Source organism: Bradyrhizobium sp. USDA 4501, from assembly GCF_054062115.1.
The window spans coordinates 4892163-4904954 of record NZ_JBSSEX010000001.1; the positions used below are offsets into that span (position 1 = coordinate 4892163).

General features: G+C 59.0%; 10 protein-coding genes and 4 pseudogenes. 11 read left to right on the plus strand and 3 right to left on the minus strand.

Features of this window, described 5'->3' with window-relative positions:
* Nucleotide 1: 1 nt before the first annotated feature.
* Nucleotides 2–226 (minus strand): annotated as a pseudogene (locus ACVWZM_RS22195) (hemolysin secretion protein D); the annotation flags it as partial.
* A 323-nt stretch (nt 227–549) separates the two neighbouring features.
* Here ACVWZM_RS22195 and ACVWZM_RS22200 point away from each other — a divergent pair.
* The 6 genes and pseudogenes from ACVWZM_RS22200 to ACVWZM_RS22225 form a co-directional block, all read left to right on the plus strand.
* Nucleotides 550–683, plus strand: a pseudogene (locus tag ACVWZM_RS22200) (IS6 family transposase); the annotation flags it as partial.
* A gap of 25 nt (nt 684–708) precedes the next feature.
* On the plus strand, nt 709–912 hold the full coding sequence (locus ACVWZM_RS22205; RefSeq protein ID WP_456856878.1) for a hypothetical protein: 204 nt from the start codon (nt 709–711) through the stop codon (nt 910–912).
* A gap of 425 nt (nt 913–1337) precedes the next feature.
* Nucleotides 1338–1565, plus strand: a pseudogene (locus ACVWZM_RS22210) (4'-phosphopantetheinyl transferase family protein); the annotation flags it as partial.
* Nucleotides 1566–1603: 38 nt separating this feature from the next.
* Nucleotides 1604–1915 (plus strand): 4'-phosphopantetheinyl transferase superfamily protein, encoded by a 312-nt coding sequence (locus ACVWZM_RS22215; RefSeq protein ID WP_456854782.1) that lies wholly within the window; start codon nt 1604–1606, stop codon nt 1913–1915.
* A gap of 770 nt (nt 1916–2685) precedes the next feature.
* Nucleotides 2686–3195, plus strand: a complete 510-nt coding sequence (locus tag ACVWZM_RS22220; RefSeq protein ID WP_456854784.1) for an avidin/streptavidin family protein — start codon at nt 2686–2688, stop codon at nt 3193–3195.
* 328 nt (nt 3196–3523) lie between these two features.
* Entirely contained in the window at nt 3524–3994 is a 471-nt protein-coding gene (locus ACVWZM_RS22225; RefSeq protein WP_456854785.1) for a UDP binding domain-containing protein, read from the plus strand.
* Nucleotides 3995–4211: 217 nt separating this feature from the next.
* Here ACVWZM_RS22225 and ACVWZM_RS22230 read toward each other — a convergent pair.
* Together ACVWZM_RS22230 and ACVWZM_RS22235 are read right to left on the minus strand one after the other, a co-directional pair.
* Nucleotides 4212–4899, minus strand: a pseudogene (locus tag ACVWZM_RS22230) (transposase); the annotation flags it as partial.
* Nucleotides 4900–4941: 42 nt separating this feature from the next.
* Nucleotides 4942–6681, minus strand: a complete 1740-nt coding sequence (locus ACVWZM_RS22235; RefSeq protein WP_456854787.1) for an alpha,alpha-trehalose-phosphate synthase (UDP-forming) — start codon at nt 6679–6681, stop codon at nt 4942–4944.
* A 474-nt stretch (nt 6682–7155) separates the two neighbouring features.
* Here ACVWZM_RS22235 and ACVWZM_RS22240 point away from each other — a divergent pair, with 474 nt between their 5' ends.
* From ACVWZM_RS22240 to ACVWZM_RS22260, 5 genes are read left to right on the plus strand one after another with little or no spacing between them, the layout of a single operon-like run.
* The gene (locus ACVWZM_RS22240) at nt 7156–8841 is read left to right on the plus strand and encodes a DUF2169 family type VI secretion system accessory protein (protein ID WP_456854789.1); all 1686 of its coding nucleotides are present in this window, start codon (nt 7156–7158) and stop codon (nt 8839–8841) included.
* Nucleotides 8804–10345 carry a pentapeptide repeat-containing protein gene (locus ACVWZM_RS22245; RefSeq protein WP_456854791.1) on the plus strand — a complete coding sequence of 514 codons (1542 nt, stop codon included), beginning with the start codon at nt 8804–8806 and terminating at the stop codon, nt 10343–10345. Before ACVWZM_RS22240 ends, ACVWZM_RS22245 begins: the two co-directional genes overlap by 38 nt.
* Entirely contained in the window at nt 10326–11384 is a 1059-nt protein-coding gene (locus tag ACVWZM_RS22250) for a pentapeptide repeat-containing protein (protein WP_456854793.1), read from the plus strand. The genes ACVWZM_RS22245 and ACVWZM_RS22250 overlap by 20 nt, the downstream gene beginning before the upstream one ends.
* 4 nt (nt 11385–11388) lie before the next feature.
* Nucleotides 11389–11796, plus strand: coding sequence for a DUF4150 domain-containing protein (locus ACVWZM_RS22255; protein WP_456854795.1), 408 nt, complete (start codon nt 11389–11391; stop codon nt 11794–11796).
* A gap of 34 nt (nt 11797–11830) precedes the next feature.
* Nucleotides 11831–12781 (plus strand): hypothetical protein, encoded by a 951-nt coding sequence (locus tag ACVWZM_RS22260; protein ID WP_456854797.1) that lies wholly within the window; start codon nt 11831–11833, stop codon nt 12779–12781.
* The last annotated feature ends 11 nt before the right edge of the window (nt 12782–12792 follow it).

Below are 12792 nucleotides of genomic sequence, written 5' to 3' on the forward strand. Positions count from 1 at the left end.
CAATGACCTTGTCGTCGAGAACTAGGATCTCTTGGCCTTGTGCAACGCGATCGTTCTCGACGGCAAGAACACGGGAGATGCGCCCGGAAAGCGGCGCAATCAGGGGAGTCTTCTCAACTGTGGGACGAATAGTACCGACACTTTGAACAGAGAGCGTGACAGTAATGATCGGCAGCGACGCCAAAGTCACAACGACAGACAGCACTATCAGCTTGTACATTGCCAAAGATCGCCCTGATCCTCGCGACAGGATACTTTCCGCAGTGCAACCGACCACTTCCGCAGGCAGCAACGCATCAGTCATAGTAGTCACGCTGTATGGTATGGCAATTAGCAGAGGCCCAACATGCAGATCTAGCTCGAGCACCTCCGAGGGATGCACCACCTATCGTTTACCGGACCAAGCGATCAACGCATTATCTCCCATGCAGCGACAGCTGCGAACATGCTCGCAATAACTGCTGCAAACAATGCGAGCCCCCCTCTCCGAGCTCGCGGCTGCTTCGTCAGCGGTGAGTTCGGCCAGATTGTAAGATGGCACATCGAGCTTCAGTCCATGATCGGGTCGCAAACGTTCCCACGTCGTCCCCTATCCCGGATCCGTCACTGTCGACTTCCATCGAGTTTCGCGCAAGCGAGCCTTTGCGACTTGCCGTGAGATCTCCACGACAAACGCTATCGCTCGTATCAATCGTCGATTTGAAGAGAATGCGCGGCAGCAAGGCTGCAGGCAAAAAAGAAGTCCCTCTGCCTCCGATCGCGATCGAGGTGGTGCGTCGGACCGGTGCGACGCGCTGGCCGGTTGTTCGATTGACGGCACTCGATCTCGAGCCGCTCGAGATCATCGACAGTTGTTTCTCGGACCACGGCTTCACCGCGGGAAAGGCAAGCTTGACAACAAACCGCAATTAAAGGACCGAATGATACGCACAACGAAATAAGTCGATACGGTAGGGTCGGAACCCAGTCGTTCGGACGGGGCAGCGGCGAGCGCGGCATAGATCGGCGAAACGAGGATCGCTAAAATGCGGCTCGAGGACACGATCGCGCAGCCAACCACCGATCACAGCGTGCGCGAAACCCGTCGTGCGCATCAAGCGAAGCAGATTCACTCGCCGGGGTCCGATACAAGTCGCACCGTCCGGCCTGCGCTCGTGCACAGCCGGGCGGTCGAAGAGTCACTGGGGTCGATGCCTTCGACTGGAGCAATCGATAGGGAGAACTATCAATTGAACTCACAAGACGCCGCATCCGACGAGTTCGGCGCGCAGACGCCGGCGGACACCTGCGCCGAGCTCCTGGGAAAGCTGTTTCCGCGCCCGGTCGGTGTAGCGACCATGAGTTTTAACGGCGCGAACTACCCGCTGTTTCCCGGCGAGGAGAATGCTGTCGCGGGTGCCGTAGAAAAGCGGCGTCGCGAATTCGCCGCGGGACGATACTGTGCACGGTGCGCGCTTTCGCAACTTGGGTTCCCGACCGTCGCGATCCCCAGCGCACCGGACAGGTCGCCCGTTTGGCCGGCGGGCGCGCTCGGCAGCGTAAGTCACGATAGCTCGCTTTGCTTTGCGGTCGCGGCCCGACGCACCGCTTTCAGATCGATCGGGTGGATATCGAGGTTATCGGTGCAGTTGGTCCTGAATTGGCCGACGTCATCCTGCGGGCCGACGAGCGGCATCATCTCGAAGGCTGGCGGCCGGGCGATACAGATTGGCTCACCCTCCACTTTTGTCTGAAGGAAGCCGCCTATAAGGCCTTCTATCCGTTGTGCGGCCAGATCATTGATTTCCAGAAGATGCACATCAGCCTGGCGCCGGCCGACTGGCATTTTCGCGCGTTTGTGACCGTGCCCGGCGCGCTGTCTTTCGAAGGCCGCTACGCCGTCTGTGGCAGCCGGATCATAGCCGCCGCCTGGTAGGCCTATGCGCAAGCACAGCTTTCTTTGACGCCAGCAGCCGCGCTCATCAGCAACAGCTCAACCTGTTCAGCGACCAGTGCGCTTGCAACCCCAGTGACCCTCGCCTTTTCGCCAGAGGCAGCTCTCAGGCTGCGGTTCACGGGTGAGCCCGCGCTCGGACTCTGCGAACGACGCCCAGGACATTCGAGAGAAGTTCGGACCTCGGCGAAGCCTCGGCCCTGAACGGGAGCGCGATCGGCATGTTCGCAGCGAGAGCCTCGTCCCACTCGTTCTCGACTTGAGCAATTGGAGCGCGCTTGGTTAGGCACCTAAACGCAGGAAGAATTCATCGCGGGGATGACGATGAAGAAATGCGCCAGAAGCGCAAAACGCCCCAGACGCAGGCAGCCATGACGCGAGATGCACCTCACGCAATGATGTTAGTCGCCCAAGCGCCGAAGCTCGTCACAATTGCAACACGACAAGGGTTTCAGACGTCGTTGCACGCACGGGATCATGGCGATCGGAAGCCTGTTTTCTGACTCGTTTTGTCGCCGACGCCTCCTCGGTCGATTTCAAGCCTGAACCCTTGAAGACGCATGATGAAGCATACGACCGCGCACGTTCTTAAGGCAGGATCGATTGCGCTGTGAAACGTCAGCCCAAGATTCGAGCCCACGTCAACCACCATTTATGGTAGTAGCCATCCACTAATCGCTTATAGATGGCATGTCTAGCAAGGTCAGTTTATGGATGATCGGCTCCCCTCCCGGAGCGCTATGGAGGCGACGATGTCTCAACAGAACTGGAAACTGATGCGATGGGTGGCGTTGGTGTGCCTTGGGCTGCTACTGGCAGCACCGGCAAAGGCGCAACCCATCTGGACCTGGACCAACCAATACGGCTCAACTCTGGCCGTTAACAGCTACGACCAGAGTACAGGTGCGATCTCCGGCACGTACACGAACAACGCAAGCAGTAGCTGCGATGATGGCGTGCCCCAGGCGATGACTGGCTGGCTCGCTCAGACCAATCAAGGTACGGCGATCGGCTTCACGGTCAACTTCGGCGGTTGCGGATCGACGACCGTATGGACGGGGCAGCTCAACGCTGCATCGGGGTTTCAAGGGCTCTGGCTGCTCTCACTCGCCGAACCGGTGGTATGGAATGGTATCAGCGCCGGAGCCGACACCTTCACGTTCAAGAGCGGCGACAGGGCAAAGCTGCTGTCCAGTGGTGGCGCAGCGACCCAGGGGGGCGCAGGCGAGAAGCTCTCGAATACGAAGAAGGGCCTCAAATGACATCAGCCTCCGCGTGGTGATGTTTCGATAAAGCCTCGTCACGCGGGCGGCCGCATATGGTGGTTTTCACACGAATCATCGCGAGCCGTGAGGACATTCGTACGCGCGCACGATCACCGTACGCCTACGACGACGCTTTCAATTACCCATAATTTTTGCCTCGATCGCAGCTCCCAGTTCGATGTCGGTCAGCCGCGATAGTCCGTGCCAGATCACGGTATTTCCTGGAGGCGGATCGTTGGCTCGGGCTAAATATCCTCCGAGCTGCGCGTGCTTTCCAAAGGATGTACAGGCGCTGCGCACCCAAGGCGAGAATATTGGCCTCCCAATGAACGTGCTAAATGCTGTTCTCGATGTGAACGCCGCCCAGCCGGGCCAGATCGTCTCTACCCTTGAGCGGAAGCTCGGCACTCTGTTCGGAAGACGAACCCTTGTTCTCGGCCTTTCCTTCAAACCGGACACAGATGACGTTCGAGAATCCGCCCCAATCAAGATCGTTCACGATCTTCTACGGGCCGAAACGGACATCAGGTGTTACGATCCGCTCGCGACGGAAAACGTCAAGCTCGCCATTGGCAGCGCGGCGAACCGCATTCGGTTCTCGTCTGACTGGCGGCGCGATGTCGAGTGGGCCGAGATCGTCATCATCGTGACTCGGACACAGGAATACGGCGAACTCGCCTCGATGCAAGTTGCCGGCAAGGCGGTATTCGACGCGCGTCGACTGCTCAATCCAGCCGATTTGGCCGCGGCGGACTACCTAACTATAGGGCGCCGTTTTAACTGGGCAGCGCTATAATCGCGAACCTGCACCGACTCGGCAGCTTTCCCGGTCATTTTCAGCGCTCGCGGCATCGATCATCACTTTCGTCCCCGCATATCCGAAGGATTCGGCACGCGCGCGGCTTGGCACGGGATTCCTACCCCGAAGCGCAGAGTATTATGATTGTGGGCGGCGCCGCGGCGACGTGAATCAGGGCCTCGATTTCGTCGTCACGCCGCGCGAACATGCTCTGTTAAAGCGTCATGGCACTAGGTTTGATAACCGGCGTTTTGAGATAGTTGGCGCATTCTTCTGAAGTGAATGCCGTCGGAACTTCTCCGATGGCTGCGCAGACTGTGTCGACGGATTCGCGCGACGGCCTTCCCGATGAGACGGGTTCAGGTCGGGTGAGTATTTGGGCAGGAAGAGCAGCTTGGCTCCGGCGGAGCGGATCGCCGCACGATCTTGCTTTTATGTCTGCCGGGATGTTCATGACGACGATATCACCGGGCCGCAAGGTCGGCGGGAGAACCTTCTCGACGTAGGTCCGAAAGCTCTCGCCATCGATCGGCCCCTCGATGAACCATGGCGAATCGGTCCGGTCGTGGCGCAGCGCTGCCAGGAAGGTCATGGTCTTCCAACTGGGAACGTTGGCGCGGAGTCTGCGCCCGCGCGACGCCCTTCCCCGGCAAGGGGGCCATATCGGTCGGCGTCCAGGTCTCTCGATCAAGACCAGCCGCTCAGCCTCGACGCGACTTTGATACTTTGCCCGCTGGGCTCGCCGCCGCGCCACCTCGGGACGGTCGCGTTCGCCAGCCGCCACGCTTTTTTTTGAAGCTGAGCTTCTCGGCATGCACGAAGTCCCACACCGAGTGGTAGTCGACCCTCAAGCCGCGTCCGGCAAGCTCGGCAACGAACCCGCGTCTGGTGAAATCGCCGGCCGAGGGTTCAAGCAAGAAGAGCCAATGACAAGCCACTTCCGTTCAGCCGCCCTTAAGTCGAGGTATGAGGATAACCCTGACGCCGAACGGATTGTAGGCTGTCGCTTCCGTCATGCCTGCAGCCAACTGTGCCATGTACGGATGACCATGGATGTAAATATCTGTCGTGGGCTGGTACGGCCTCGGGAAGGCATCTACGCTATTCAACGCGCCGAGCAGGATGTCTGGAGCCGCTTGAGGACCGTGGTTCCAGCCCAAGCCTACGATGTGGGTGAAATCATCATTTAATCTCCTAGCTCGCAGACCGAATGCTGGGCATGCCAACTGCCGCGGCAGGTCAAAACGGCCAGCTCCTCCGGCCAATTTTCCCTCGATCTTGTGTTTTGAGCTGCTGGACCCTCCCACATCCCGCCGGCTCTGTCTTGCGAGTTTCTCGGTCCGAATCTTCTCCAACTCGGAGATAAAGTGCGCCGACCACTTCTGGATGGGATACGCTCGAAGCTTTGCCATCATCTTCTTCCAGCGGCAGATACGCTCGGCCGGCGACATTGAAAATGCGATCGAAATCTTGTCTGCTATGTCTTCGATGTCGTTGGGCTCGATGAGCAGCGCCCCGTCGAGTTCCTTTGCCGCGCCGACAAATTTCGACAAGATCAGCACGCCGGGATTGCTGCCATCTTGCGCGGCAACATATTCTTTCGCTACGAGATTCATCCCGTCACGCAACGATGTTACCAAGCCGACACGTGCGGCGCGGTAGAGGGCGGCGAGCACTGCCTGACTCTGAGGCTTCGTTTCGTGGCGGATAGGCATCCAGCCGTCCGCGCCATGGCGAGCGTTGACGTCCTCGACAAGAGCCGCGACATCGTTCTGATAGTCATCGTAGCTCTTGATGCCGGATCGTGAGGTGGTCGCGATCTGCAAAAGCGAGATGCTACGCGGTTCCTTGTTCAAACGGTGATCGATTGCCCGAACGCGATTGTCGAGACCCTTGGTGTAGTCAAGCCGGTCGACTCCGACAGCAAGTTTCTCACGATCGAGACCTTGCAATAGCAACAAGGCATCGGCATTCGATCCTGCGTCTGCAGCATATTGTGCAAATCTGTCTGTATCTATGCCGATCGGAAATACTTGGCATCTTGTTACGCGGCCATTGCGGGAAATCACCACATCATTTTCATCAGGCGTGAGCTCGAGATCGGCACGGACACAGGCAAGGAAATTCTGCCGATCCTCGTCGGTCTGAAAGCCTATCAAATCATAAGCGAGCATAGATTCGACCAGTTCGCGATGATGCGGTAATAGTTGCACGTGGGGCGCCGGCCACGGCGTGTGTAGGAAGAACCCGATCGGCTGTTGGACGCCACGATCACGCAACTCAGCACCGAGCGGCAGGAAATGATAATCATGCACCCAGAACGCGTCCCGGTCACTGTACTTGAGGAGCGCTTTTGCCATCAGAGCGTTGATTTTGCGGTAGCTGTTATAGTTGTCTTCCGATGAGAAGATCCGGTTTGTCAGCGAATGTAATGCCGGCCACAGTTCGGAATTGGCAAAGCCCTCATAATAGCGGCGATAATCTTCGACCGGCAGATCCACCCTCACGAGCCAGCCTCCGCCGAGCGGTATGAGGGCCGGATCGGCCTCCGACGGGCGCCTCGGCCCCACCCAGATTGCCCCGGACTGTTGCACCACGGCAGCAAGGGCCGCCTCAAGCCCGCCTGTTTTGGGTTGATTGACGTCGCTACCGGCAACCCGGTTCGATACGATGACGAGATTCACAAGTTATCCTTGCCGTCTGATCTGCCGCTTTGCCGGGCATCGATCAATTTGCAAAGGTTGGTCGCCGAAGATTTCTGGCCGGACCGTCGATCGGACTCGGTGATTTCGTGTGCACTCGGCTGGGATAGATGTAGCGAGCCGCCTCGAGGGCGTCCCACGCACGCCCTTGCTGAGTCGCAAGACGAATGCGTCTACCCCGCGTCCACCGCATCAACGGCTTCGTCTAACGAGCAACTTACCGACGGCCACGAAGCACCGATTCTTCGCAGACAAAACGGCTTTAATTCTTCGGTGAGCCGCACTCTGGTCTCGCGGCTGCTTCGAATATCAACCTTTGCCGCGCGAACGACCGTTTACGCAACGCGGAGCTAAACGGCTGCCTACCAAATTTGGTATGGGACATGAAGACGCGTTTGCATCGTGGGACCGACAGTCTGTCACGCTCGAGAGATATTGGTGGGGACGAAAAACGTCTTGGCAGGCTTCATGCCCGTTCTTGTAAAGCCCCGCACACTGGGTCTGTTGACCAAATGCGAGCGTCGTCCTCCAGGGGCTAGCCTCATCATTTCGGTCTTCGCGATGTTCGACCTCGCCAAGCCGCGCGCAGATCGTTTGCAAGGCGAGCAGGAGCTTTGGGTCATGGCCGCGAAGGAGCTTCCGCTCGGCACCCCTCTCGACATCGGCATGCCCAAGCCGCAAGCCGAACTGCTCATCGGTGGACATGCGGCGGCGCCTATCGGTCGGCCAACCGAGCGCATGATGTTGGGCTTTGCACTCGGGCCGATCCAGAAGCATCTTCTGGTGACCGGCGACCGCTATTGGCAGATGACAGGGTCCGGCTGGCGACCGACAGCCGTACAACCGTTCAAGCAAATGCCGCTAACGCGGCAACGCGCGTTTGGCGGGCCAGGCTACGCAGCGAACCGGATCGGCGTCGGCCATGACGCGCTCCGCCGCAGTAGGGCCGGCGAACTTGTGGCCCTGCCCAACGTAGAGAGCCCCGAGCATGCGATTCAGTTGATTGACTCTACCGCGCCATCCGCAACCTTCGGACCAATTGCGGTTGACGATAAGGAGCGCTTACAATACGCGGGCACCTATGACACCGCCTGGCTGAAATCAGTTGCCCCCGCGCTCGCGACCGACGCCGATCCGCGGCTTTTTCTGTTCGCTCCGCCAGACCAACGCATGAGCGGCTTCATCTGCGGCGGAGAACCCTACGCGCTGCAGAACTTCTCCGCCAAGCATCCGTTGATCGAAGGCCGACTGCCCGCCTTTCGCGTGCGGTGCTTCATCGGCTGGCGCGATCCGACGCGTGGCGTCACTGAACTGCAGACGCGCATCGATACCCTGTGGCTGTTCGCCGGAGCCCGCCGTGGCGTCATGATCTACCGCGCCGCGATCGCCGTGCACGAATTGGATGGCAGCGACATTGGCGACATTATGGTCGCTTACGAGCAACAAAGCGACCCCGCGCGGCCGTTCGATCATTATCTGAATGTTCGGCAGCTGCGGCTCGACCCGGCGAGCGCCGCACGGCATGCCTTTTCGGAACATCAACTTACCCCTGAGATTTCGGCTGTCGAGCGCGAACGCCGCGCAGCGCGGCGTCGGGATCAGGCCGAACAGCGCGCGGCTCGGCAGCTCGCCTCCATGCGCTGGGCCCTCGATCAGGAGCTCGCGCGCGTTGAGCTTCCGCCTTCGCTGCGCCCGACGATCGAGATATCGTCGATTGAACCATCGGGTGTTCCGGAACTGTTACCGGAGGAACTCGAGAGCGGCGAGATCGAATTGGCCGAGATTCTCGACGCTGTGGGGAAGGTGCAGGCCAAGGCAGAATCCGATGTCGAGAAGCTCGAAGCTCAATATCAACCTATACACGCGGCCTATGAGAAGGTCGCCAGTGGAAACGCTGTATCGAGCGATGTCGACGCCTTGTTTGCCGCGCTCTCCTCCGCGGATGCGGCGGAGTCGTTGGACGCACACTTTGAGCAAGCTCCGGCATTGCCAGCGCTAGCGGACACCGATCCGGCCCTCATCGGCGATATCGAAGACAAGCTCGCACGCGCGAAACACTGGCGTGGCGAAATCCTTGACGCGGTAAGCTCATCGCTTGATGAGCATGAGCAACTCGAACTTTGCCCATGCTCGTTTCTTTAACTTGCCGGCTGGACGACCGCTAGAGCCGATACGCGGGGCGATATCAGATAACGCATTTTCAGTTCCGGATGTTCCGGGGCTGGTACTGCCCGAAGAAGCGCGGGACGTTAGGCCCGAGGCGCCGCAACGCTCGGTTTTTGACGAAATACTGGCACGGATCGAGGCCTCTGGTACACCGCCTGACTCCGCTCAACGCGCGCGTACGGCGCTCGTTGATGCTGAAGCAGCGCTCAGAAGAGCCATTCCTGCGCCATCCGATGACCGCGAGCCACTCGGGGCTTTGAATGCGCCGGATCGAACGGCAAACGTTGCTGATCCCGAGGCAGGGATCGCCTCGGCGAAAACGGAATCTGCGAGAGCATTGACTGTCCTGCGAACCGAGATCGACAAAGCGGAAGGTCTGCTGGCAGCGGGCATGGCTGCGACAAGGCGCGCCTCACTCAAGGCGCTCAAGCCTGACCCGATGCTGGCACCGGCCGTCGCGCATGCGCTGGGGGATCTGGCGGAAGAAGAGTTCCGGCGCGGCGGCACGATTGCTGGTCGGGATCTCGCCGGCGCCGACCTCTCCGGGCGACAATTCGCGAACGCGGACTTCTCCGGCACCTTTCTTGAACGCGCAAAGCTGAACGGGGCCAACCTGGCTGGCGCAAAACTAGTGAAAGCCGTACTGACCGGGGCAACGCTCATTAACGCCGATTTCAGCGCGACCGATCTTAGCGAAGCCAATCTCGGTGAAGCCGACTGCCGCGAAACGCATTTCGCAGGCAGCCAGCTTGTGCGCACCAACGTTCTCGGCGCGCGCATGGTAGGCGCATGCTTCGACCAGGCACGGCTTGTCGAGCTGCAAGTTTTGCGGGTACCGATGATCGGGGCAACCTTCCGTTCTGCGAAACTACATCAATGCTCCTTCATCCAAGCTGCCCTCGACAACACCGTTTGGCGGCAAGCTGTCCTTGCGCGCGGACAATTCATGGATTTATCGTTATCTGGCGCGAGCTTTGCTGGCGCGCGAGTCGAGCAAACCTGCTTTCTCAAGGTGGCAGCGCCCCAACTCGATCTCTCGAGCTCCCAATTTGACCAAGTCAGCTTCATCGGCGACATCGATCTGCGCGACGCCCGCTTCGGCCGCAGCAGCGCCGAGGGGCTCTCCTTTCAGGCAGCCGATCTCAGCGGCGCCGACTTCACGATGGCCAGACTAAACGGGGTCTATTTCGGCAAGTCGGCGCTCGCGCGCGCCACCTTCCGAATGGCATCGCTGAAACGCGCGGTCTTCAGTGGCAACGATCTGCGCGGCACCGATTTCTATGCGGCCAACTTGCTCGAGGCACATCTCAATCGGACCGACTTGGCTGGTGCCAGCCTGCGCCATGCAAATCTCTATGGCGCGGACCTGATGGATGCCTCCCTGATCGCGGCCGACTTGAGCAACGCAAATATCGGCCGCACCGTCATGATGGTCACGGGCCATGTCAATAGATGTGTTATTGCAGGCGATCGACCATAAGGTCCCCGTACGCAAAGCCCAGCTCGATGGCCAGATGCTATCCGGGCTGAGTCTGAACGATGGCGTTGTGCTGAGTTCTTCCTTTCGCGGCAGCGAATTCACACGTGCCCGCCTCACCGGCATGATGTTTCAGGACTGTGACTTCAGCGACGCTGCCTTCGCCGACGCTTGCCTCGAAAAATGCGTGTTCGCCAGTTGCCGCGCTGGCGGCTCCAACTGGCAGCGGGCGCGCGTCACCCAATCGACGTTCATATCATCAGATTTCAGCCATGGTGACTTCAGCGAGACGGGGTTCAGCCAGACGACAGTGATGCGTTGCGTGTTGGCCCACACCATTCTGCGCGGGGCCACCCTAACTCAAAGCGCTCTCATGGATTGTGGGCTTGCTGATATCGTCCTCAACAACGCCACGCTTTCCAACGCCGCCATAACGCAGGCCGATTTGCGTAGTGCACAGATCACGGGTCTGCGTTGCGACACGATCCATTTCTCGGAATGCGATCTGTCGGAGCGGGATCTCTCCGGACTGACGTTTGCACGAGCGAACCTGAGCGGCGCCAAGCTGAACCGCACAAACCTGTCCGGCGTCGACCTCTCCGGCTCGGTTTTGAGCGACGCGAGTCTGGTTGGTGCTGACCTCTCCAGCGCGATCGCCCCGAGCACACTGTTCGTCAGGGCTAACCTGCGGGCCGCAAGTTTCCGCAATGCCGATTTGACGCAATGCATCTTCCAAGAGGCGAGCCTCGACGGCTGCGATCTATCGGGCGCAAAACTGGCGATGTCCGTTTTCACACGGGCATCGGCCAAGTTCGCCTCGTTTGCCGGCGCCGACATGTCCTATGCACTGATGCACCACGCCAAGGTCGACGGCAGCGACTTTTCCGGCTCGCGTTTTCTGCGCACTGATTTTCATTGCGCGTCGACTGAAGGTGGTCTGTTCGTGGCCCAGCGCGGGAGTGCCCTGCCGACTGTACCTGAACGCGCCATCGCCGAACTCTACGATGCAAGCCGGGTCATCCCTTTCAACGGAGTGCGCTAAACAAATGACTTTTGTCAATTCAAGTGGCCCGATGTTGGGGGAGGATCATGCGTTTCCCGATGTCTGCAATACGCCCTCCGGTCCTGCGGTCGTGCCGATCCCCTATCCAAACGTCAGTATGAGCACGACGGCCATTCCCGGTCAGTCCCGGTGCCTGATCATGTGTATGCCTGCACACAACATGACGACCGAACGCGCGACCTCGATGGGCGACAACGCTGGTGTGGCCCTCGGCGTCATCTCTGGACTTGTCATGGGTCCGGGCCGCGCCAACGCCGGGTCGGACAATTTGTCAATTGGAGGGTCCCCAGCCACCAAAATGGGGATGCCGACCAAGCAGAATGGTGCGAATCCCAACGCATTCGGACTTTCGATATCGCCCTCTCAGACCCGCTTGATGGCCCAACGCTAACGTGCCGACCTCCATACGACAATGGAAACCTGCTATGCCAAATGCCTATACGCGAGTGGTCGTTCCAGAAACCCCGTCCTCTCCGTTTACCAAGTCGAGTTATCTGCGCCTCGGCTCTTATTCGGGCGAAGAGGCAAGCATTGTCACGGGTCTCACGACGGCTGACGATCCGGCGGCGGTTAGCAAACATGAAAGCGACAACGCAGGCATACTTGCCTTCACCAACAGGGACTTCCAGGCAAATGTCGAAGGCGCTGCGCTGCTGAAAATCGGTCGCGGGCAGACCACCGAGGTCACGAATGGCAACTCCCAGCTCAATGTCCCGAAAGGTACTTATGAGATCTCCGCCGAGAATGGCGTCTCCATCAGCGCTGGCGCCAATGGGACGCCCGCGGACATCATCCTAACGGCCTCAAACCGCGTCAAGTTCATCAACAACGGCCACAAGTTGGAAAGGACCGTTGGTAACTCGGAAAAAGAGACGATGGGTGACACCAAGGAACTGTTTCAAGGCACCAAATTCACCTGCATGAGAGGCGCAGCGACTACGCTGACGATGGCCACGAACGTATGCATGTTTTATGGAGAAGCGTTCACCTTCAAGCTCTCCCGCGAATGTTCATTCAATCTGAGCGATATGAGTTCTATCACGATCGGTAACAAACTTGACGTTGTCGAAGGAAGCGACACCAAGCAAGTGATTGGAAGCTCGACCAAGCATGTTTTTGGACCTGACTTCAAGTCGGCCGACAGTGCTACCAAGATTCTCAGGACTAGCGACTTTAAGCTCGCTCCCGTTGAAGACTTTAAGTCGGTCGGTCGCGACATGAAACTCTGCAAGACCAGCGTGTCGATAACAGAAGAAGAATTGAGAAAGGGGCAATTGAATGCGGAACAGCACAAGCTTTTGGCTCGAAGAGCTGAGATCATGTCCAGTACGGGCAATGAGGAAGTCATACAAAAGCGGCTGGTAAATTTCTTGTAGCGGGCTGGAGA

Excerpts from the sequence above, each read along its gene's own strand:
- ACVWZM_RS22205 (WP_456856878.1), top strand. The coding sequence starts at position 709 with ATGCGCGGCAGCAAGGCTGCAGGCAAAAAAGAAGTCCCTCTGCCTCCG.
- ACVWZM_RS22220 (WP_456854784.1), top strand. The coding sequence starts at position 2,686 with ATGTCTCAACAGAACTGGAAACTGATGCGATGGGTGGCGTTGGTGTGC.
- ACVWZM_RS22225 (WP_456854785.1), top strand. The coding sequence starts at position 3,524 with ATGAACGTGCTAAATGCTGTTCTCGATGTGAACGCCGCCCAGCCGGGC.
- ACVWZM_RS22245 (WP_456854791.1), top strand. The coding sequence starts at position 8,804 with ATGAGCAACTCGAACTTTGCCCATGCTCGTTTCTTTAACTTGCCGGCT.
- ACVWZM_RS22255 (WP_456854795.1), top strand. The coding sequence starts at position 11,389 with ATGACTTTTGTCAATTCAAGTGGCCCGATGTTGGGGGAGGATCATGCG.
- ACVWZM_RS22260 (WP_456854797.1), top strand. The coding sequence starts at position 11,831 with ATGCCAAATGCCTATACGCGAGTGGTCGTTCCAGAAACCCCGTCCTCT.